The sequence below is a fragment of the Bacillus sp. AK031 genome (genome assembly GCF_053903065.1).
In genome coordinates, this window is the sequence record NZ_CP096424.1 from 2,414,220 (window position 1) to 2,436,637 (window position 22,418).

A 22,418-nucleotide genomic window follows, 5' to 3' on the forward strand; every position below is an offset into this window, starting at 1 on the left:
ATTTAATACTCAGATACAGTCTGAATACTCTCGCAATATTGTGCTTATTTTACACTCTGAAGTGAACTCCAGGTCAAATAAAAAAAGGCGTAATGGAAGCTTTTTTAGTAATGCTTCCATTACGCCTTGCTTTTCCAATTGATATGTACCTGTACTTTCTCATTCTCCGGAATCTTTGAATGCGACTTATTCGCGCTATTCCTGACTGCTATTTATTTTGTTCAATACTTTAGCTGGTACGCCTCCGGCAATGACATTAGGAGGTACATCCTTGGTCACAACTGCACCAGCGGCAATAATAGCACCATCACCTATTGTCACACCTGGAACGACTGTAGCATTCGCACCAATCCAGACGTTTTCACCTATTTTAATAGGTGCAGGATGTAAAGTGCTGCGCTTTTTGGGATCCATGTCGTGATTAAGGGTAGCCAAAACGACATTGTGCCCAATAAGAACCCCATCACCAATTTCAATGCCTCCCTGGTCTTGAAAGCGGCACCCTGAGTTGATAAAGACATTCTTACCTACATCTATGTTTTTTCCACAATCGGTAGAAAAAGGAGGGAACATGGAAAATGTCTTATCCACCGGCTTTCCAATCAATCGGGAAAACAGGTCCTGAATTTCTTCTGGAGTATGGTATTGTCCGTTCAATTCTGCTGTCAACTTCAGGGCTTCCTGAGAGAGCTTGTGCATCAGCTGGTGCATCTCTGAACCGCCCTCAACAACTTGCCCTCGCTTCAGATGTGCTAAGAATTCTTGTATATCCATTGGTCTCCTCCTTATCAAAAAAATTTAATGACAATCAAGTTATGTTAAAGTTCTTCTTCCGCTTTCTTTTTATCAATAAACTTCTCATACAGATTAGCAGCTTTATTTTTCTCTAAACTGCTTTGATAAAAATCGATCTTAGTGTTTAATAACTCCAGATTTTTTTTATAAGTTTCTAACTGTTTCATCACTTTCTCCCGGTGATTAATTAAGATTTCCACTAACCCTTCGGTGCCTTCTTCCCCTGATTCCCATAACTGAGTATACTTTTTCAAATCTTCCACCGACATTCCCGTTTCTTTCATATGCAGGATAAATTCGGACCATAACTTATTTTCTTCAGAGTAGTAACGAATATTGTTTTTATCCCGGGCGGGTACTACTAAACCCTCTTTTTCGTAAAACCTTAAAGTATGTTCGCTTATACCGATTAATTTTGAAAGTTCCCCGATACGATATTTCATCTTCTAGACCTCCTTTATGTAGATAGCTTCCTATTACGATTAATGTTACACCTTAAAGTTAACTCTAAGTCAAACAATAAAGGCTAGTGAAAACTTATTGTATAAAAAGTTTTCACTAGCCTTTCTGTTTATACAGGTTACTGATCATTGTTCATTTGGATAAAGGATGAAATCGTATTTATTCCCGTTCAGCTGATCTTTATAGAATACTACTTTGCGATCCAGGATATCCAAGTTTTTTTGTAATTCCTGAATTTCTTTCCTTACGAGAGTCTGACGTTTTTCAAGTAACTCCATCCGATTATGGATTGTTTCATCCCCCATTGAACGCCATTTTGTGTATTGCTTCAGCTCTGCCATAGACATCCCTGAGTCTTTTAAATGGAGCAAAAAATGAAGCCATCCAACATCTGCATTCGAATAGATTCGAATATTATTATGATCCCGCTCAGGTGCAAGCAGACCTTCATTTTCATAATATCTAAGTGTACTTGTTGATACACCAACGATACGTGCGAATTCTCCAATAGAATAAGTCATGTACATCACCTTATATTCATTATTGTTATACTGCTAAATTACACTTAAAACCATCCAAAATAAAATGTATAGTTTTTTAATAGTATTAGCTAGAATGGTCATGGTCTTTTCATTTGTATATTAAATCTATCACTTAAAGTCCACTATAAGTCAAGGAAAATGAATACGGTCCCTTTCAAGTGAATTGTCTTGCCTTAAAGTGTACTTTAGGGTCTATACTTTCTCGTGTAACCAAAATATTGAATGGAGGAGTTAGTAGTGGCTCAAAAGCAAACTGCTGGACGTAACTTTTTAGGAGATTTCGCACCTAAATTTGCTGAACTAAATGATGATGTCTTATTCGGAGAAGTTTGGTCAAGGGAGGATGAACTCTCTCCCCGTGATCGCAGCATGATTACAATTTCAGCGCTAATGGCAGGGGGGAATATTGAACAGTTAACTCCACACTTTCACAAAGCGAAAGAAAATGGGTTAACAAAAGATGAAGTGGCAGAAATAATCACTCATCTGGCATTCTATGCTGGTTGGCCAAAAGCTTGGTCAGCATTTAACATTGCGAAAGAAATTTTTAAGGACTGAGAGATTTGCAATGGAGGGCTAAATAATAACCTCTTATTCCGCTATGGGAAGTCGTCCTCTTCTTATTAAAACTGGAATTTTGCGATTAAAACCAGTTATTAAAGAATCGAACATCCAATAAGGTCAATCAGTAATAACCGTTTGACCTTATTGATTAAGTATTCCCTTAGAGAAACATATATAAAATTTTACACGTATATTTTAGTTTTTTATATAAATATACGAGAACTATATGTAGAATAATTCTTTTCAAATTTGGAAAAGCCTATATTAAGCTAAACTCACAAACAAGACATAACTACCACGGATGTAATCCAATAACAACCTATCCCGTCCACTTAATTATAGGAACAAAACGATAATCTAAATTTCTCAAACTTCTAACATATATTATAGGAAGCGATTGATAAACGTTATTTAGAAGTAATTATTAAGTTACTTCCCCATAATTCTGGCGTTTAACTGTGGTTAACTTCCAGAAAACGTTCCGATATGTTCCTATACCCATCAGGTCTTGATGCTATCTGTGGGTACGGATATATAATAATTACAGCATTGAAATCTACACAATTTAAATGTTTACTGCTATATCAGATATTAATCAAAATTGTTCTAAAAAACTTTTTTAGTTATGAATGCGATTTAACACTCTCCCCCTTTCCATATAAGAACAATCGTTCCGTTAACGCTAATTCCTTCATCATGTCCAGCAGCAACCCCTGCATCACTATTCAAAAGCGAAGTCAGTTCGCCGGCGGATCTCAGATCTTAAATTGTACCGGTTTATAAGAACAACAAAAAAGGATGAATTCAGGCTTTACGCCGGCATTCAACCACTCTTCCGCTTACACGCTACCTGGAAAAGGAAGAACGCCCCCTCACTTCCCTACATTGGCCTGAGACGACATGAACCAATCTATTTCCCCTGGCAGCAAATTGACTTAATTTGTGTATGGAAAAGGGAAAAAGGAGCGCCTCCTCCCCCTTCACTGCGTTAAGACACCACTATTAGTAAAGTAACGGAACATAGACTCACTGACTCGAACCCGTAAAAAAACTTTAGTTACCTTATCGAGACGAAAAAATTCTCAGCTTAATTGGAGGTTTAATTTTACTTCCTAAATGCTCTCCCACCATAGCAAGTATTAGTTCCTTTTCAAGCCTTAATTGTCAGTTGCCAATAACCTGGCAGATTTGTCCATACGTTGAAATATTTTGAAGCTACACCACATACTAAGGTATGCAAAAAGTGCAATTGAAAAAAATGGGACAAGTCCTGGCAGAAAAGCTAATACCTTAAAAAGAATAAAATATCCAATAATAATTATTAACGTAAAACCAGGTGATGCTAAACTAAAGAGAAAGCTATTTTTAATATATTCCTTAAAGGAAAACGAATAATGTACATACACTGGAAAGAAGAACAATAACGTTAACCCGTATATAAATAGAAAGCTTATCACCATGACACGGATTAATGCAGATAATCCATTTTCACCAAAATTAAAAATCATAAGATCCACTAATAAAATGAATCCAATGACAGCCAGCAGCCAGCCTAATCCATTAATTTTCCAAAAATCTTTTTTATAGGCTGATTTAAAAGTAGCAAAGATTGAAATATCATGCTCACCCATAACCCACTTTCGAATAACAGTAAAGAGAGCTGAGGTTGCCGGAAAGGCCCCCAAAAAGACAGCCCCGGCTATGGTAAATATGAACCACAAGAATTGGACATATGCTAATCTCATTATCCATTCAGAAATTCGATATAATCCACCAGATATACCATGCATTTCCATAACACTCTCCCCTTTCTTTGGATTTATGACTAGTTCTTTTAGATAATAACTATTGGGTTATAGATTCTAAAGTATTCAGTCTAAATTTATGATATTTCAGTGTCTTCTTAACGCGTTTAAATAGGATTCAACTTTTAACTTAATGGAAGATAAATCTCCAGAAATTGAAGCCTGTTTGGTTAAATCACTTCCGATACCTATGGCAAATGCTCCTGCCTCCACCCACTCGTTAATGTTCTCCAAGCTTACCCCTCCAGTGGGCATCACTTCCAATTGCGGTAATGGTCCTTTTAAATGGTTTATCATGGAGGGTTGAAATATATCTCCAGGAAAAAGTTTTACAATAGGACAGTCCGCTTCCAAAGCAGCAACTGCTTCATTTACAGTCATGACACCTGGTAATATAGGTACCTGGTATAAATGACATTGTCGTACGACTCCTTGATCAAATGATGGACTTACGATAAATTCAGCACCGTTTAAGATTGCAAGTCTAGCAGTCACAGAATCTAATACAGACCCCGCCCCAATGATTACCTGCTTGTCTTCCTTATATTTGATTGTCATTTCCTTAATTATGTCCAGTGCAAATGGAGTTGTCATCGTTACTTCAATAAGCTTAATGCCTCCGGCTATAATCTCCTCGATATATTGTAAAGCCTTGGTGGAACAATCCGAACGAACAACAGCAATTAATTTTTGCACTTGAATCTGCTGAATAACTTCTATTTTTCTCATATGTTGTTACCTCTCTATCTTCCTATAATCCACATCAAAGTACTGTATCTGCCTTTTAGTCGGCAGACCTTCTACATCACCTTTGAATTGAATAACATGAGCTCCGACAGCATTCGCAAACTGGGCAGCTTCTTCCACGGATTTTCCGTTAGTGATAGAATAGAGAAACCCTGCACAAAAGCCATCCCCTGCACCGATGGTATCTACCACTCTCTCAACAGTTTTCCCTTGAATGATCTTGGTTTTTTCCTCGTGTACGATCATACAACCATCCTTACCAAGCTTTATTATCATTGTTGGTACATTCAATTTTTGTACTTCTTGAAGCAACTGGTTTCTGTCGTTTGAATTAAACAGTAATGCTAACTCTTCTATCCCTGGCAAAAAGTAATCACTTAACATTGCAAGCTCTAATACTTTCTTTTTTAATTTTTCAAATGAGAGCAGTTTCAATCGAATGTTCGGATCAAAACAAACTTTTAAGCCATGTTTTTTTGCCATTTTTATCGCTTCTTTAATGGTTGCATAGCAACTCTCGCTTAAAGCTGGTGTGATCCCTGTGATATGTAGAATTTTTGCCTGTTTTATATACTCCTCATCTAAATCTTCGGGCGTGAGGTGACTGGCAGCAGAATGCTTTCGATAATAATATACATTGGGATTACCGATCCCAGTTATTTCTTTAAACATCACACCAGTTGGATGCTCTTCATCAATTTTCACCCTGGATACATCTACGCCTTCTCCGCGTATAGCGTTCATAATATACTCGCCAAAGGGGTCATCCCCTAAACGGGAAAACCATCCGACCTTAGCCCCTAGACGAGCAAGGCCTATTGCTACGTTAGATTCTGCTCCTCCAAAAGATTGCTCAAACAAATGTGAATGATTGAGTAAACCGTCTTTATGTGGAGTAAATAACATCATACTTTCGCCAAATGTAATTATATCGTTCAATTTCCTTCCCCCTATCCTAATATCTCTTTCATGCTGTTGAGACCTATTTTATACCTTTATAAGATTACACTTCTTTGAAGGAAGTGCTATGCCATTTCCTTATCGTCTCGATTTTTGAACAGCTTCATATAGTCCGTTTAAGTAAACAGCCCCTAATGCACGGTCATATAACCCATAACCTGGTCTCCCTGTTTCACCCCAAATCATTCTTCCATGATCAGGTCGTACAGGACCCATGAAACCAATGTCGTGGAACGCCTTCATTACTTCATACATATCTATAGATCCGCTTTCTGATAGATGTGAGGACTCTTGAAAAGATTTATTCCCAACCCGTTTAATGTTTCGTATGTGGGCAAAATGAATTCGTCCTTGCTTCCCAAAGTGACGAATGAGATCTGGAATATCATTCTCTTCGCTTGCCCCTAGAGAGCCTGCACACATAGTGATTCCATGATTCTGACTATCGACTAATCCGATAAATCGGTCCAGATTTTCTTTGTTTATCATAATCCGTGGCAGTCCAAATATTGGCCAAGGCGGATCATCGGGATGAATCGCCATTTTCACATTAGCATCATCTGCCGCTGCAATTACCCTCGTTACGAAGTATTGCAAGTTTCCCCACAGATCCTCTTCTGTAACAGATTGATATTGGACTAAAAGATATTGTAAATCGTCAGGATGATAGCTTTTATCCCAACCTGGCAAATCAAGTTCTCCAATTAATGGATTCATTTTTTGAACAGTTTCTTCAATATAAGTTAATGTAGTCGAACCATCAGGCAGTTCATAATCTAACTGGGAACGAGTCCAGTCAAAAACAGGCATAAAGTTATAACAAACTAAATGAATCCCGGCATCTGCCAAATTCCGAATCGTTTGTTTATAATTCTCTATATATTTTTCACGAGTGGGCAGACCTAACTTGATGTCCTCATGGACCGGTACACTCTCAATTCCTTCCAATAGCAACCCTTTCGATTCGACTACCCTCTTCAATTCTATAATTTTGTCGACCGGCCAAACCTCACCAACGGGTACATCATAAATAGCAGAAATCACACCTGAAACACCAGGAATCTGTCGTATTTGATCTAACGTTACTTTGTCATCCACCCCATACCATCTTAACGTCATCTTCAATGTTAAATCCTCGTTTCAAGTAATTTGACTTAAACTGGTAAACAGGTTTTCCGTATGCTGAATACCCCTATGCTAGATAGGGGTATTACAACTCAAAACTGCTTTTAATACACTATGACAATCTCGCCAAATCACTTATTTAGCAAGTCATTTCGGAGAGGGGTAAAGGCATCGATAATGGCACCCGCTTGAAGTGCTTTAGCCCCGTGCTTTGAACCTCCTGGTATGAAAATCGTCTCACCAGAACCGATAATATGCTTTTCTTCATCAATGGTGAATTCAAATTCGCCTCTCAAACAATACGTAAACTGCTCGTGCGGATGACTATGCTCATATCCGACAGCTCCTTCTTCAAAGTGAACTTCCATCATCATGATGGAGTCACCTGGAGGAAAGATTTTTCTTTTTACACCTGGTTCCGCCTGTTCCCATTGTGTTTGAGTTTTCATCTAAATCCCCCTTACCAGTTTTAATACGCTTTCGTTACATCAACACAAAAAGTTTTCCCATTTTCAGTCAAATAGATATGCACTCCATGGTCTTGGTCATCCATAAAATAGGATACGTATTTGTTTTCTCCTTTACGGTTAGGAGTTAAAAGAGTAACAATACGATGACGTTTAGATTTTTTTGTAATCGCTTTCAAGTGAAACTCTTTTGGCAGACCTTCTACTTCGGCTGGATCTACGTCATTAAACTCATCAGATTGATCTAAAAACAAATCTCCAGAAGAACTATAAATGAACCGACCTTCAAGTTCAGCTTTTTCACCCGAAATTTTAAATACTTGATCGTTAATCTGCATTTCATGTAAGGAGTGTAATAACCAATTAACACTTCCTTCCTGAGTTAAATCAACACTGTCGACAATTACAAAATAGGACTGATTGATGAAATAGATTTCTCTCTCAAACTTTTCTAAATAAGGGACCGTTTCTGAATAAGCTTTTGTTGCATCTTCTCGCACATAACTATACTCATCATTTGAGGAAACCTCTATAACCTGTCCCTGAGCTGACTTGTTGAGTACTTTATTAGAATCTGAGTACTGTCCTACTCCATCAATCAATAATGTATTATGTGATTGAGTCTGTCTTCTCCACTTTTTGTGCATAGTACTATTAAATCCAATATAATAACCAGATTTAATAGCAAGCGGTTCACCAAATGCATGGAGGAGAATACTATTTTGGTCTCCGTGACTATGACTTAATGACCCAAAAGGGCTGCTTTTTGTTAATAGCATAATATGTTCTTCTGGTTGGTCCATCTTATGATGAAACGCAACCCACCCAACATCTTTGAACCATTTTATTGGCTCTGCCTCTGTTGGTGGAGCAGCATTCACATGAGGAAAATCATGCAAATACAGCATATCGTCAAACGGGAAGTCCCACCATCCGTAATTAAAAAACTTTTGATCTGCATCAGTGTCCCAAGCCTTGACCTGTTCATAATACCACTGATAAAAGCCATTTCCTGTTACACCAGCAAACTGCCGGATATTAAATGCAGTTTTTAATCCTGGTCGCTCACCAAGGTTAGACTGATCACCAAAGCTTGCTCGTCTAGTATCTTGACTATAACAATACAATGGGAAATCTCCTGTTTTTTGAAAGAACGGTCGTTGATAGAAATCTATATTCATATAATTTTTAACAAGATTTAATGCGTCAATAAGGTAGGCCATTCCTGTCGTCCAATACATGCCGCCTTCAGCCCATCCACCCTCCTTACCTCCCCATGGAGTATAGATGCAAGCATAATATTCTAATGTATAATCAAGCCATTCCTTTGCTTCTTCTGCATCGTCCAATAGTGCAATGGAACACGGGATAAGGACAGAGGATAAGGAACGAACCGCATGACTATCATAGGGTACTTGATGTATTTTTGAACGCTTAATGTTATGATCAGCTACCTGTTCCGTTCTTCTAAGAAGAGAATGACGGACCAATCCTTTTTCTTCAGGTGTTAGATGATTGTAAAGCCAATCATACCCCCAAGCTAGTCCGGCAACAATACGGAAAGCGCATTCATCATTGTAATCTCTAGATGTTGTCCCTTCCGTGTCCCATTTGGCGACGTGAAGCAGCCAATCCTTAGCACGATTAATGATTTGCTCATCTTCCAGGATGACACCAGCAACACTTAAGTGACGAATAGCATATAGAGTTTCTTGACAGTCCATATACATTTGTCTCCAAAGCTTAATGACACGTTTGTTTTCAGGGTATGGACTCGGTTCAGAAATTAGCTCGCGTTCCAACCATGGTAAAACGGATTTTTCATAGAATACATTCCAATTACAATGTGCAGGGTCTTTCTTAATATTTTCTTTGAATTTTCCCAGTTGCTCTGGGCCCAACCATAACCTAGGGCGGGCAAGGCTAACTTCTTCATATCGTTCTTCTCGACTAGGAAGTGACGTATCAGGAAGATTTTCCGGAATATCAAATCTCCTTGTTTCACTCCAAGTTGACAGCACTGCGTTTGTAGAAGAATCAATTTGGCAATAGCGCCAATAATACGTTCCAGGGGCTAATGCTCGATCTGGCGTATAAAAGTTATAAGGTATCGGTTGAATGGTTTCGGTTTCTTCGGCTGAAAAAGCTGGACTGCTAGAAATTTGAATGCAATATTGGTCGTCCTGTAATTGTACAGGCATCCACGTGAATCTAGGTGGATTTTCAATATGTTCTGTATTTTCATCCGGGGCATACTTAACATCCAGAATGCCGCTAGCTGGTTGATAAATTGATTGCATCTAATTTCCTCCCTTATTATTAGTAGTGAAGTAGTATATATTGGCTTGAAGCATTATTTCATAAAGAGACCACCGTTAATTTCCATTGTTTCTCCCGTAATATATGAAGCAGAAGGAGATGTTAGGAATAGTACTGCGCCACTTATATCCTGAGGAACTCCCCCTCGGCCAAGTGGAACTTTAGCAGCTGTAGCTTTTCTTCCTTCTTCCGTATTGAACGTAGAATGAAATTTCGTTTGATCAATAAAACCTGGTGATATGGCATTCACTCTAATTCCAAATGGAGCTAATTCCTTTGCCAATCCCTTTGTAAATGTAATAATAGCCCCTTTTGATGTAGCATAAGGTACCGCTCCCGGGCCGCCTCCGTCATGTGCTGCAAGTGAGCTTAAATTAATTATGGAACCGCTTCCTTTTTCTTTCATACCAGGGATAACGGCTTTACTCATAAATGCCGCTGATGTTACATTTACATCAAATACTTTCTGCCATAAATCAACCGTCATTTCAGCGATTGGTCTTCTCTCTACTAAATGACCTGCATTATTTACTAAGATATCAACTGTTCCCAGTTTCTCTTCTACTTCAGAAACGAGCGATTCAATTTGTGAAAGGTCGGTTACATCTGCTTGGATCATAACAGCCTCTCCACCCTTTTCCTTGATGACCCTGACCGTTTCCTCTGCGCCCTGACTGTTACTTAAGTAATTTACAGCTACCTTAGCACCACTTGCAGCCAGTTCAATCGCAATGGATTGCCCAATACCTCCGCTTGCTCCTGTAACTAATACGACTTTGTCTTTCAGATCAATATTCATATATGCCCCCTATTCTGATAACAGATGCTACCGTGTAATAATGCTATTTTAACACCGGGCTCACCCTCCAATCGTCGGAATAGTTTTAGACTCAATTGTCTTTTTTTTAGAATGTATTATCATTTATTCCTGTTTCATGAATGTTAGATCATCCAGGGATTTTGATAACAAAAAAAATAGCCCACCTTTTTCAGGAAGAACTATAAAAATTACATATAGATTTGTTGGGGTAAATAAAATGATTACCTGTATAAACATATAAAAATCGCTCTTACCAGCCTTCCCATCATCAAACTCTCACAACATATTTGTGTTTTATTTTTCACTAAAAAAGAAACTAAAAACTCTTTCAGTCACCCCGATTTGTTGGAGCGTTATCATCAAGCGGTTTAGTGAGCCTTGTTTCTTTGAATATTTTTATACAGGGATACTTGTAGGTTCAATATGCTTTTCTTGAAGCGGTATCGTAATTGTCACAGTTGTTCCCATATTTTCTTGACTTCTAATGGTTACCCCGTATTCATCTCCAAATAATAGCTGAATACGTCTGTTTACATTCGCAATTCCAATTCCTAAATGACTGCCCAGCTTAGATTCTTTCATTCTGTTTTGTTTCAAGTGCTCCATTATTTCATCTACCCTTGCACTTGTCATCCCCTTCCCATTATCTATGACACAGACTTTTAAAGAAGATCCGGAGATATTGGTCCTTATCTTAATCGTCATGTCTTTCATTAATCGTTTTATCCCATGCTCAATAGCATTCTCTACTAGAGGCTGCAAGCTTAACTTTACCATTGGAACATCATAAAATTCAGGCTCAATTTCTAGCTTTAGATGAATCGCCTTTTTGTTTCTGTGTTCATGAATGACAAGGTAATTCTTAATATGTTCTATTTCATCTCCTATAGTAACGAGCTCTAAATTTCGTACAGAATAGCGAAACATTGTTGCTAAACTATCTCCCATTTCCGAGATCTCATCTATCCCATTGATCATTCCGTAGGCTCCCATTGTCTCAAGTGTATTATATAAGAAGTGCGGGTTTATTTGTGATTGTAGTGCTTGAATCTCTACCTTTTGCTTCTCAAGCTCCCTCTCTCGTAATTCAATTTCTATTTGCTTATGATCTATCTCAACTTTATAAACTTGATCAACAAGGGTGGATAATCTGTCTACCATATTATTATAACTAGTTAATAGACTACTGATCTCATCGTTTCGGGCTAAATCAGGTAATTTCATCCACTTTCCATCTTCAACACTTTTCATTGTTTTCTCTACCAATCGGATAGGCTGAACAATCTGTTTGATAAAATTAATCGATATACTAAAGGCAAGAAGTAAAACAAAAATAGCGGATAAAAAAACCGTTAATCGAACACCTGTAATGGGTATGAAAAGTTGCGACTCTGGAACTGCTGCAATCAGCTTCCAATTTGTATACTCAGATGTAGAAAAATGAAAGAATGTAGACTCGTTATCCCATTGGTCAAAGAAGCTCCCTTGTTTATTTTGGCTAAGCTGACTTCTTCCGAGTTCATCCAGTTGGTGTCCGATAAACTTGAAATCCGGATGATATATGACTTTCCCCGTCTCATCAGCAATCATAAAGAATCCTTCATTTCCCAGGTTTGCTTCTTTCCACATTTGTCCTAAATGCGAAGCGCTAATCTCGATTGCTAATATACCATTAGGGACAAATGACTCCATTCCTCTTATTTTTCTTGCTAATGTAATAGCTATATCACCAGATTGATTGGAGGGTTGAATGATAATTTTTCCACTTTCCGGTATTTTACTCCATAAATTTTTGTATTTCTCTAACCTTTGAGAAGTTATTCCCTCATTTCGCAAGGATATATTTTTCCCATTATCCCCAATAATATATATTTGATCGATTTCAGGTTTTTGCACAACGATATTTTCCATCATCGTCCAAATTTCTTGATAGTATTGGTAACGAATGTGCTCCTCAACTTTCTCATCCTTCAAATCTAGAAAGTACTTAACATTTGGGTTTGAAACAAGCGGTAAAGTCGCTAGTTCAAAGTCCTTAATAAAGCGGTCAGACTGAAAAGAAAGATTAGTAACATTCAGTTCAAGGAAATCTTCCGCTTGCTGCTCAAGAAGCTTTGCTGATTGCATATAAATGATACTAGCAACAATAATGAGTGGTAAAATCATAATGATTGCAAAATATAGCAGTAGCCTTTGGAATAAATTCAAACGGTGAATCCATCTTCTCATGCGTCAATTCCTAATGATTTCCTATATTCAGTAGGGGAAAAACCAGTGTATTTTCTAAATGTTTTCGTGAAATGTGGAGCATCATCGTAGCCAATTTCACTGCATATATCGATGATTCTCATTTCATTACGCTCAAGAAGCTTTTTTGCCATTTCCATTCTTAAGTTAATTCTATACTCTACGAATGTTTGACCTGTTTCTCGTTTGAATAATTGACTGAAATAAGAGGCATTGAATCCAAGTCTATCAGCAACGTCATCTAAATTTACTTTTGCACCGATATTACTTATCATATACTCTTTCGCAGCTTCAATAGGGTCTATCATTTTACCCTTTCTTTGTAACCTGATGGCTTCAATGATTGTTTGACAGTGAGCAATAAATACACTTGTGATCTCTTTAAATGTTTTCCCTTTAATATCAAAGGTTAAGTCAAGATTAATACTCCCTTTCTGATCAATCCGTTCAACTAATGTTTGTAATAGATGGTTCAATACATGCTGATAATAAGATTGATGGAGCTGCTTTTTCTCTAAATTACTTGCCCAAACAGTCATTGTATCTTTCACCAGTTCTTCATTCAATACCCACAGCGCTCCCTCTAGAATATCTAAGATTTCATCCATCTCATTTACTTCAATGAAATCATATTGTCTTTCTTTATAGTTAGCGACTAAGCGTTCGAATGCCTTAGATAACTTTTTTCTTGTAACCGGTTTCAAAAGATAGTCTCTTGCACCATGGATTATAGCCTTCTGCGCATAATGAAAAGAATCATGACCAGAGATAATCACCCATTGTGTGTTTGGATGAGACATTTTCCACTTCCCCAGAAGAGTTAAGCCATCCATATCAGGCATGTTAATATCCGTAAAAACAATATCAAAAGTGTGAGAGACTAAGAGTTCATCAGCTTCTATTCCATCCTCTGCCTCCCATATGTTATCAATCTGAAAGTCTTCCAAGTCCATATTTTCCAATTGATGACGGATACCTTTACGAATCATATTTTCATCTTCAATAAGTAATATCTTCATCCGCGTTTCTCCTCATAAGAAAGTAATCAAACTTTTCTAAAATTAATAAAATTATAGCATAATTCTAAATTTTACAGGGAAATAATAGAACTTTTTTCCATTCATAGAGAAAATGAAAAGGAACTTTTCTTGTACTAATTCCTTTTTAAATATGAATCACATAAAACATAGCCTTAATCCAATGAAATATTTTAATAAGCAAGAGAGAAAAAGAGCTGTCTTCCCTGCTCAAAGAGAGAACCAGGGGAAAAATCCCTGTACCAGAGATTTTTCAGAAAGCATCAAATTATACGAAAAACCAAATGAAAAGAGGCTGTCCTCCATGCAGCATGCAGGACAGCCATCTATTACTATTTTCTTGGAGCTTGAAAGTCCCCTTCTTTATAACGTTTTGCAGCCTCTTCTAGTGCTTTATTGCCTCCTCTTTCTTTCCATTCTTCCACTACTTTCGGCCAATTACTTATAGGTTCAACACCTGTAATCATCTTAGCCATATGTCCCATAAGAAGTTTAGGCGGAACGTCGGAACCTGGCTGCAGATCTGGTAAAGTATCTAATGCCTCTAATGGTGGATCAAAACGTATACCATCTCGTCCTTCATTCGTAAGAATATTATCATATACTTTAATAAGATCTTGACCCTCTTCAGTCAATTCCAGCAGCCCTTCAATATAGGTTGTATCCTGAACCATCCATAAGAAGGCTGTACGGTAACGCTCAATGTTTATATCATCGATTGATTGAGGTATATTATAATTAATCTGACCGTTACTTTCTGTGTAATCTTTTCCTTCAATTCCATAAGTAAAGTACTTTTGAGCTTCTTCAGATAGCATCCAATCAAAGAATTTCACAATTCTTTCTGGATCTTGAGCGTCTTTATTAATTGCGTATGCACGTGTGACATCTCCGTAAAGATAATACCCGCCTCCGCCATCCGGCCCAGTTGGAGATGGAATAAGTGCTAGTTCAGCATCAGGAACATTTTCCTTTAATTGCTGCTCCCATTGTAATAGTTCGTTTGCATTCATGACCCACATACCAATATTTCCGTTCACTGCCTCGTTCTTATATTGCTTGGAATCGATTGTTAAGAATTCTTTATGCAATAAACCTTCTTCGTACATCGTTTTATAAGTTTCAAGGGCAGCTTGCATATTTTTTGAATCAAAGAATTTCGGTACTGGGTTTCCATTTTCATCTAATTCCCACATACTTACATATGGTTGAACATCATATGAGCCAAAAAATGTATCAGAGTATTTGAATTCTGCACGTCCTCCATATGGCTGTGGTACACCCATTTTTTTGAACTCACGTAATACATTTAATGTTTCATCCACAGTTTTAGGTACCTCAAGTCCAGCCTTATCCAGCAAGTCTTTTCGAATCCAGGTAGCACGGCGGGATGGATTCGACAAAAATTCAGGAATGGAGTAAATTTTACCATCTGTATACCTTTGCTGCTCCCAAGCCTCTTCAGGAATATACTTTTTTAAATTGGGACCATGCTTTTCAATTAAGTCATCAAGTGGAAGGAACACTCCAGCTTCAACCGCTTGCTGCAGGGATTGCCCACTTCCTTCACCAAAACCACCAGAAGTTTGCACTACGTCAGGTATGTCACCTGAAGCAAACATTAAATCCATTTTTGTTGAGTACTCTTTATGAGGTAATAACCGAATGTCTAAATCTACATTTGTTAGTTTTTCCAGTTCTAGTACATATTCATCCTGATTTATATCAGGAGAATTTTCTACATGTGTAAATGCTAGAGTTCTCATAGAGATTGACATTTTTAATGGATCCTTATCACCATCATTTAAGGTTTCATTCTCAGTTTCTTCTTGCACAGGTTCTGCTTGACATCCCACGACTACCACCAGTGACATTAACACGACAAATAAAAGCTGAAGTACTTTCTTAAAATCTCTCATATACTATCCCCCTTATAATTTAAGCGCTTACAAAAGATTCAATTCATTATATTCTGAATTTTCGCAACTCTGATATAGGTTAACTTTAGTTCACTTGTCATTTTTTTGATTTTATTCTTTTATCGATCCAATCATGGAACCTTTAACAAAATGCTTTTGTAAAAATGGATATAATAACAATATTGGCAGAGTTGCCACCACAACTGTAGCCATTTGAATACCCTCAGGTGAATTAAGTGCCATCGAAGAAAATACCGAATTAGCTTCAACTGACATTTCATCGTTTACAATCATTTGACGTAATTTTACCTGTAGTGGGTATAATTTAGGATCATTTAGAAAATACAAAGCTGATTGATAGTTATTCCAGTGACTTACACCGTAAAAAATACCGATGGTAGCTAAGACAGGCTTTGAAAGCGGTAAAACAATCCTAAATAATATTCCTAATTCCCCCAGCCCATCGATTCGTGCAGCATCAATCAGCGTGCTGGGAATATTTTGAAAGAAAGATCTCATTACAAAAAAGTTAAAGGCACTAATCATACCTGGAATAACCAAAGCCCAAAGTGTGTCGATCATCCCAAAGCTTTTCACAACTAGATAAGATGGAATCAATGGTGCTGAAAAAATCATGGTAAATAATACGAGAAAGAGGATTACCTTTTTCCCTTTATATTCTGGCCTTGATAGTGGGTACGCAAGCGAAGTCGTCGCCAGTAGATTAATCAAAGTCCCTCCCACAGTAATCAGTACTGAAATGAAAAATGCTCTCCAAATGGAAGCGTCATGGAAGACATATTCATAGTTAATAAGAGTAAACTCAATGGGCCAAAAGTATACCTCGCCTTTCGATATGGCTTCTGAACTACTAAACGACTTAGCAATAACAGAAATAAGTGGAAGGAGCATACTTAATCCCAACAGCGCTAAAAATAGGATATTAAATAAATCAAATAATTTTGAGGAAAGGCTTACATTTTTTTTCATTAAGTTCAACTCCTAATAAAGACTATTACCTGAGATTTTTTTACTCATAAAATTAGCAAAGACCAGCAATACAAGCCCAACGATAGATTTAAAAATTCCAATAGCTGTCGTGAAGCTATATTGAGCATTTTGCAAACCTACCTCAAAAATGTACGTATCCAATATATCACCGTTCGCTTGGTTTAACGGATTTAGGAATACGTATACCCTTTCAAACCCGAAGTCAAGAAAATGTCCGATATGAAGGAGGAATAAAATACTAAACGTAGGCAGTATAGCTGGAATAGTTACATGTAACATTTGGTGGAATCGATTCGCTCCATCGACTTTTGCTGCTTCATAAAGTTCAGGATTAATCCCTGCAAGAGCAGCCATGTAGATAATGGTGCCCCAGCCTACACTCTGCCATAGGTAGGTAAATACAAGAATAGGTCTAATAAACTCTTCTGATCCCATAAAATAAATGGGCTCATGTCCTAACCATTCTATAAAATGATTAACAACACCGGTCGTAGGAGAAAGTATGCCAATAAATAATCCACTTATAATGACCCATGATAGAAAGTGCGGCATATAAACAATTGTTTGTATTAAACGCTTATAGATCACTAATCTCAATTCATTTAGTAACAGAGCTAACAATAAAGGTGTTGGAAAAACCAAAATATCATAAAAGCTAAGTAGCAGCGTATTTTTCAGTACACGTATGGAATCAGGGTTTACAAACAGTGCTTCAAAATGCTTGAAGCCCACCCAGGGACTGTCCATAATTCCCGCGAAGATATTGTAATCTTTAAACGCAATGACAGAGCCCATTAGTGGTATATATTTGAAGATAATAAAATAAAGAATACCTGGAATTGAAATCAAGTATAGCATCTTATATTTGTTAAGTTGACCTATTTTTTGACGAAACGGCGTTTTTTTATGAAGTATGGCTGATTTATCAGGATCTACTTTTTCTGTTACAACTAAAGCTTTCATACCTCTTCACTCCCCTTTTGAAAATCTTTTATCTATCTTTCGTTTTGTTTATAAAATGCTGACCTCCTTAGCAAGTTTTGTTCATTTTTTCAGCTGTTTTGTAAAAATATTCTCAATTTTTGTAATCTCATTTTATCAATAGAGTCTAATAAGTTCTTCGGTTACATTTTAGTTGCTTTGTGTTTTTTTTAGGTTTTGAGATTTAATGGAGGGGTGTTTTTTTCGGTTGATCCATCTATAAAAAAACGGAAAGAGATCACACAGCTTAATATAAACAAAATAATCCAAGGGGTGAATGTAAAATTCTCTTGTAACTTAAAATAATCATGAAGAAATCCTCCACCGGTATTCCCCAGTAATCCACCTATGGCAAAGCTCCAACCAGTAAACCCAAAATAAGTTGCAAAAGATTGAGAGTCAGCATAACGAGAGATTAAGTGGTTCATTGTAGGGACCACCATCATTTGGCCCATAGTAAATAGCAGGACCGCAAATAGCATGGACCATAAGCCTTGAGAAAAACCAAACATCAACATACTTGTACCTAGAATAATCGTCCCTAAAGCCATCACATGTAGTTGTTCAATCTTTTTCGATAATATTTCAATTAAGGGAATCTGAAACACCACCATAAAAATGGCTCCTGCCATATATAAGTAGGCTACTTGTTCAACATTATTTAATAACACCTCAGCTCTTACTGGAACTGCAAGGTAAAGTTGTACGTTTAAAGACCATACACCAATGATTAATAAACACAATACTAAAAAACGTGAATTTTTCCCGATTTTCTTTAAGATGGGTAGGAATTCTTGCTTCATCGGCGAACTACCCTTCATTTCAGGCAATAAAAGCCAAGATAAAAGAAAAGCTAAGATAAACATAAAGGCTGAACAAAAACTCACTAAGGTAAAGTCAAATTGCAGTAAAAACATCCCAATGACCGGGCCTAATATAAAACCAATATTACTTAGAGTTTCACGGATACTAAATATCTTTGTCTTCATTTCCTCCGACGTTATTCTGGCGTATGCGCCAAAACTTGCTGGATGAAAAAAGGCTCCTCCTATACCTGAAATGAAGGCAGCAATTGCAAAACCTATAGGATGACTTACTAATCCATACAGGACAAAACCTATAACACGGATGCCCACCCCTAATAATATCGCTCGCTTATAGCCGATTTGGTCTGCTAATATTCCACAAAAGAAACGCAAACCATTTTGTGAAATACCGCTAACAGCAAGGATCAAACCAGTGAGAGAAATACTCCAATGTAAATGATTGATAAAGTAAACACTTAATAATGGTACAAGCATATAAAATCCAATAGCCATTAAGAGTGTATCAACATACATTGCTATCAAGCCAGGACTAAAATATCCTTGAACAAGATCCACCTTCTTGGTCTTCAAAGTTTTTAGCATTTGTGCCACCCACTTTCGTTTCTATGCATGAATGCATAAATCCTGATTATCCTAAATACTACTCCTTGCATCAGATTATGGATATTGGTCTATGTTAGGTTGGTTTCGCTTTTTTTTATGGTGCTGCCATATGTGATACATAAGCTCTTCTCATCCTGATAATAAAAACAAAAAGTGCTCTATTTCCTCTTAAAAGGAATAAAGCACTTTCTTGAAGTTACTGCGGTTATCTCAATTCATCCATCTTTACTAAGTCCATATCATTAAACGTATAGTTTTCACCCGCCATGGCCCATATAAATGTATAATTGCTTGTTCCCACACCTGAATGGATAGACCAGGGAGGTGAAAGAACCGCTTGTTCATTTTGTACAACCAAATGTCGTGTTTCCTTCGGTTCTCCCATAAAATGGAACACTCGTGAATTTTGTTCTATATCAAAATATAGATAAACCTCCATTCGACGATCATGTAGGTGCGGAGGCATTGTATTCCAAATATTATTTGGTTCGAATAAAGTCATTCCCATCATGAGTTGACAGCTTTGTATTCCATCAGCATGTATATATTTATAAATCGTCCGTTTGTTTGATTCACTATTAGATCCCAAGTGAGTTGGCTCAGCATCCTCTATTGTTACTTTCTTTGTTGGATATTGTTTATGTGCAGGTGTTGATACAAAATAAAATTTTGCTGGTTCTGAAGCCTTGATGCTTTTAAATGATACTTCCTTATTTCCTAATCCAACATATAAACAATCTCGCTTGTTTAATGTATAAGACTGACCATTCACTGCAACGATTCCTTCATCCCCAATGTTAATAATGCCTACCTCACGTCTCTCTAAAAAATAGTCTGTTTTTAAAGTGTCTGGATCTTCTATTTTAAGTTCTTGATTTGTTGGAATTGCACCACCCACTACAACTCGATCATAGTGAGAATAAGTCATATTTATATGCCCATTACAAAATAGTGAATCTATTAAAAACTCATTTCTTAACCTCTCTGTTGTATAAGATTGAAAATCTACTGGATTTGTTGTATGTCTAATTTCCATGGTAACTTCCCCTTTCTATTAATGTTTTCCTTATATATTAATTTCATTTAAGAACTCATCCATCCACCATCAACACATAAAATATGGCCATTTACATAGTTTGAAGCATTTGATGCCAGGTAGACCACTGCACCTTTTAGATCTTCCGGCGTTCCCCATCTTCCTTGAGGAATTCTTGATGTTATATATTTATTCCGTTCTTGATTTGCTCGTAGCTGAGCTGTATTATCTGTTTCCATATATCCAGGGGCAATTCCGTTTACATTTATGCCCCGCGCCCCCCATTCATTCGCTAAAGATTTTGTTAAACCTGCTATAGCATGCTTGCTGGCTGTATAGGCAGGCACTCTTGATCCTCCCTGAAAAGAAAGCATAGAGGCGACGTTCACAATTTTTCCTGATTTGTTTTCAAGCATATGCTTACCTACCTCTCTACACAACTGAAAAACAGCGTGTTGATTTACCTTAATAACCTCATACCAGTCCTCATCAGAATAATTTTCCGCTTCTGACCTTCGAATGATACCAGCATTATTTACTAATATATCAATCTTATTTGTGGTTGCTAATGCCTCCAAAACCAGTTGTTGTGCCGCATCATCCCTTGATAAATCGACTTTCAGGTCATAGAAAGTTCCCCCAATGGCGTTTATTTTTTCCCGTGTTATGGACATATCACTCATTCCTGCACCAATTACCGTTGCTCCTGCCTCTGCCAGCCCTATCGCCATTCCTTGACCTAATCCTCTACTCGCACCTGTTAAAAGAGCTACTTTACCTTTCAATGAAAAAAGTGAGTTCAAAGTAATCCCCTCCAGTCTTAAAATGTTTGTTTTTGTTCATTTAAGTTCGATATGGTTTTATTATAACAAAAAAAAATAAGATAACAACGATAAATGGTTCGTTAATCATCTTATTTTTATAATATTCTATAATTTAGCCAATTGCAGGTTGATTTTATTTCTTTGTAATTTTTCTTTTGTCTTTTCACAAAGATTAGAATCTGTAACAATTACATCAATCTTTTCTATTGAGGCAAATTGGATAAGTGCCACTTTATCAAACTTAGTAGAATCTACTAATAGAGTTATATGGTCAGCAACGTCAATGATTTGTTTTTTCCAATCTGCGTGTATGCTATTAAAAACTGTTAATCCATGCTCAAGTGACACACCGGTTGTCCCGAAAAACAAACGATCAACTCTCATTCTATTTAGCATTTCTGTTGCCTGGCTGCCCATTAATGAGGATGACTGTCCAATCTTCGTCCCGCCCAAAACTAATAATTGTACATTATTCTTGGGTAGTAATACATTCGCTATTTTTAAATCATTTGTGATGACGGTTATTGGGAAATCACCTAAAAGCTTTGCTGCAGATAATGTAGTGCTTCCACCATCCATCAAGATGGTTTCATTTGGCTTTATTGATTTTATTGCCTCTTTCGCAATAGCAAGTTTTGCTTCACTATGCCCTAATTGACGATCAGCAATCGGGAGGATCCCTGCTGCCTCACCTTCTGCCAATACAGCTCCTCCATGTATTCGCTTTAATAGCCCACTTTGTTCTAATAACTCAAGGTCACCTCGAACTGTTTTCTCGGTTACTCCTAATAACAAACCAAGGTCTGATACTTTGACTATCTTATTGTTATCGAGTTGTTCGAGTATCCGCTCATGCCGTTCAATTGCAAGCATCCATGGTTCCTCCATTCACTTGAAGCTTATTTGTAATATCAATCCTGTCCAAACTTCCCTATGGTAATTTTATTTAAAGAAGTGTAAGCCCGCTGCTGTTCCTATAGCGATAAAAACATAGTGAATGCAGTGTTCTTGATAATTTTTAAGCTTCTTAAAATATCCTGACATCCTTGTGATTGTACTTTATTGTTTCTTTTTTTACCTTTTTGTTTGTTTCGTTATATTTAGTATAGTATTCATTAACTTATTTTTCTAGCCTTTTAGAAGATACTCATCATGAATTTGTTTTTTACATGCAATGAAGCCAAAAAAAATAAATCCTGATTTTAAATGTTTTGTCTTGTTTCCTCACGAAGATAACAGGATGGCTAAAGTGTTTGCTGCATTGGGTATACATAGAAACAAGAAAAGTTCCTCATGCTACTTATAATAAAAAGACTGTCTCATACTT

Annotated in this window: 20 protein-coding genes; 1 reads left to right on the plus strand and 19 read right to left on the minus strand. The window is 37.0% G+C overall.

Annotated elements, in window-relative coordinates; all coding sequences use genetic code 11:
• Window positions 1-195: 195 nt before the first annotated feature.
• From M1E09_RS12440 to M1E09_RS12450, 3 genes are all read right to left on the minus strand, one after another.
• A complete protein-coding gene (locus M1E09_RS12440; protein WP_456271187.1) occupies window positions 196-774 on the minus strand; it encodes a sugar O-acetyltransferase in 579 nt (192 codons plus the stop codon).
• 44 nt (window positions 775-818) lie between these two features.
• Window positions 819-1,238 carry a MerR family transcriptional regulator gene (locus tag M1E09_RS12445; RefSeq protein ID WP_456271188.1) on the minus strand — a complete coding sequence of 140 codons (420 nt, stop codon included), beginning with the start codon at window positions 1,236-1,238 and terminating at the stop codon, window positions 819-821.
• Window positions 1,239-1,382: 144 nt separating this feature from the next.
• Window positions 1,383-1,778 carry a MerR family transcriptional regulator gene (locus tag M1E09_RS12450; protein ID WP_456271189.1) on the minus strand — a complete coding sequence of 132 codons (396 nt, stop codon included), beginning with the start codon at window positions 1,776-1,778 and terminating at the stop codon, window positions 1,383-1,385.
• A 258-nt stretch (window positions 1,779-2,036) separates the two neighbouring features.
• Here M1E09_RS12450 and M1E09_RS12455 point away from each other — a divergent pair, with 258 nt between their 5' ends.
• Window positions 2,037-2,357: a carboxymuconolactone decarboxylase family protein gene (locus tag M1E09_RS12455; RefSeq protein WP_456271190.1), complete on the plus strand. Its 321-nt coding sequence runs from the start codon at window positions 2,037-2,039 to the stop codon at window positions 2,355-2,357.
• A 1,163-nt stretch (window positions 2,358-3,520) separates the two neighbouring features.
• On the opposite strand, the gene M1E09_RS12460 is transcribed toward M1E09_RS12455, so the two are convergent.
• From M1E09_RS12460 to M1E09_RS12535, 16 genes are all read right to left on the minus strand, one after another.
• On the minus strand, window positions 3,521-4,159 hold the full coding sequence (locus tag M1E09_RS12460) for a YesL family protein (RefSeq protein ID WP_456271191.1): 639 nt from the start codon (window positions 4,157-4,159) through the stop codon (window positions 3,521-3,523).
• Window positions 4,160-4,255: 96 nt separating this feature from the next.
• Window positions 4,256-4,897 (minus strand): bifunctional 2-keto-4-hydroxyglutarate aldolase/2-keto-3-deoxy-6-phosphogluconate aldolase, encoded by a 642-nt coding sequence (locus tag M1E09_RS12465; protein ID WP_456271192.1) that lies wholly within the window; start codon window positions 4,895-4,897, stop codon window positions 4,256-4,258.
• A gap of 6 nt (window positions 4,898-4,903) precedes the next feature.
• Entirely contained in the window at window positions 4,904-5,854 is a 951-nt protein-coding gene (locus M1E09_RS12470) for a sugar kinase (protein ID WP_456271193.1), read from the minus strand.
• A gap of 99 nt (window positions 5,855-5,953) precedes the next feature.
• Window positions 5,954-7,000 carry a mannonate dehydratase gene (locus tag M1E09_RS12475; protein WP_456271194.1) on the minus strand — a complete coding sequence of 349 codons (1,047 nt, stop codon included), beginning with the start codon at window positions 6,998-7,000 and terminating at the stop codon, window positions 5,954-5,956.
• A 131-nt stretch (window positions 7,001-7,131) separates the two neighbouring features.
• Window positions 7,132-7,449, minus strand: a complete 318-nt coding sequence (locus M1E09_RS12480) for a cupin domain-containing protein (RefSeq protein ID WP_456271195.1) — start codon at window positions 7,447-7,449, stop codon at window positions 7,132-7,134.
• Window positions 7,450-7,469: 20 nt separating this feature from the next.
• A complete protein-coding gene (locus M1E09_RS12485; protein ID WP_456271196.1) occupies window positions 7,470-9,767 on the minus strand; it encodes a DUF4962 domain-containing protein in 2,298 nt (765 codons plus the stop codon).
• Between the two features lie 53 nt (window positions 9,768-9,820).
• Window positions 9,821-10,585, minus strand: a complete 765-nt coding sequence (locus M1E09_RS12490) for an SDR family NAD(P)-dependent oxidoreductase (RefSeq protein ID WP_456271197.1) — start codon at window positions 10,583-10,585, stop codon at window positions 9,821-9,823.
• A 417-nt stretch (window positions 10,586-11,002) separates the two neighbouring features.
• On the minus strand, window positions 11,003-12,835 hold the full coding sequence (locus tag M1E09_RS12495) for a cache domain-containing sensor histidine kinase (RefSeq protein WP_456271198.1): 1,833 nt from the start codon (window positions 12,833-12,835) through the stop codon (window positions 11,003-11,005).
• Entirely contained in the window at window positions 12,832-13,872 is a 1,041-nt protein-coding gene (locus tag M1E09_RS12500) for a helix-turn-helix domain-containing protein (RefSeq protein WP_456271199.1), read from the minus strand. Before M1E09_RS12500 ends, M1E09_RS12495 begins: the two co-directional genes overlap by 4 nt.
• A gap of 350 nt (window positions 13,873-14,222) precedes the next feature.
• Window positions 14,223-15,809 carry an extracellular solute-binding protein gene (locus tag M1E09_RS12505; RefSeq protein ID WP_456271200.1) on the minus strand — a complete coding sequence of 529 codons (1,587 nt, stop codon included), beginning with the start codon at window positions 15,807-15,809 and terminating at the stop codon, window positions 14,223-14,225.
• 111 nt (window positions 15,810-15,920) lie between these two features.
• Window positions 15,921-16,799 (minus strand): carbohydrate ABC transporter permease, encoded by an 879-nt coding sequence (locus tag M1E09_RS12510; protein WP_456271201.1) that lies wholly within the window; start codon window positions 16,797-16,799, stop codon window positions 15,921-15,923.
• A 12-nt stretch (window positions 16,800-16,811) separates the two neighbouring features.
• Entirely contained in the window at window positions 16,812-17,783 is a 972-nt protein-coding gene (locus M1E09_RS12515; protein ID WP_456271202.1) for an ABC transporter permease, read from the minus strand.
• A 188-nt stretch (window positions 17,784-17,971) separates the two neighbouring features.
• On the minus strand, window positions 17,972-19,210 hold the full coding sequence (locus tag M1E09_RS12520; protein ID WP_456271203.1) for an MFS transporter: 1,239 nt from the start codon (window positions 19,208-19,210) through the stop codon (window positions 17,972-17,974).
• A 226-nt stretch (window positions 19,211-19,436) separates the two neighbouring features.
• Window positions 19,437-20,267, minus strand: a complete 831-nt coding sequence (gene kduI, locus M1E09_RS12525; protein WP_456271204.1) for a 5-dehydro-4-deoxy-D-glucuronate isomerase — start codon at window positions 20,265-20,267, stop codon at window positions 19,437-19,439.
• A gap of 47 nt (window positions 20,268-20,314) precedes the next feature.
• A complete protein-coding gene (gene kduD, locus M1E09_RS12530; RefSeq protein WP_456271205.1) occupies window positions 20,315-21,070 on the minus strand; it encodes a 2-dehydro-3-deoxy-D-gluconate 5-dehydrogenase KduD in 756 nt (251 codons plus the stop codon).
• A 126-nt stretch (window positions 21,071-21,196) separates the two neighbouring features.
• Window positions 21,197-21,964 (minus strand): DeoR/GlpR family DNA-binding transcription regulator, encoded by a 768-nt coding sequence (locus M1E09_RS12535; protein ID WP_456271206.1) that lies wholly within the window; start codon window positions 21,962-21,964, stop codon window positions 21,197-21,199.
• Between the last annotated feature and the right edge of the window lie 454 nt (window positions 21,965-22,418).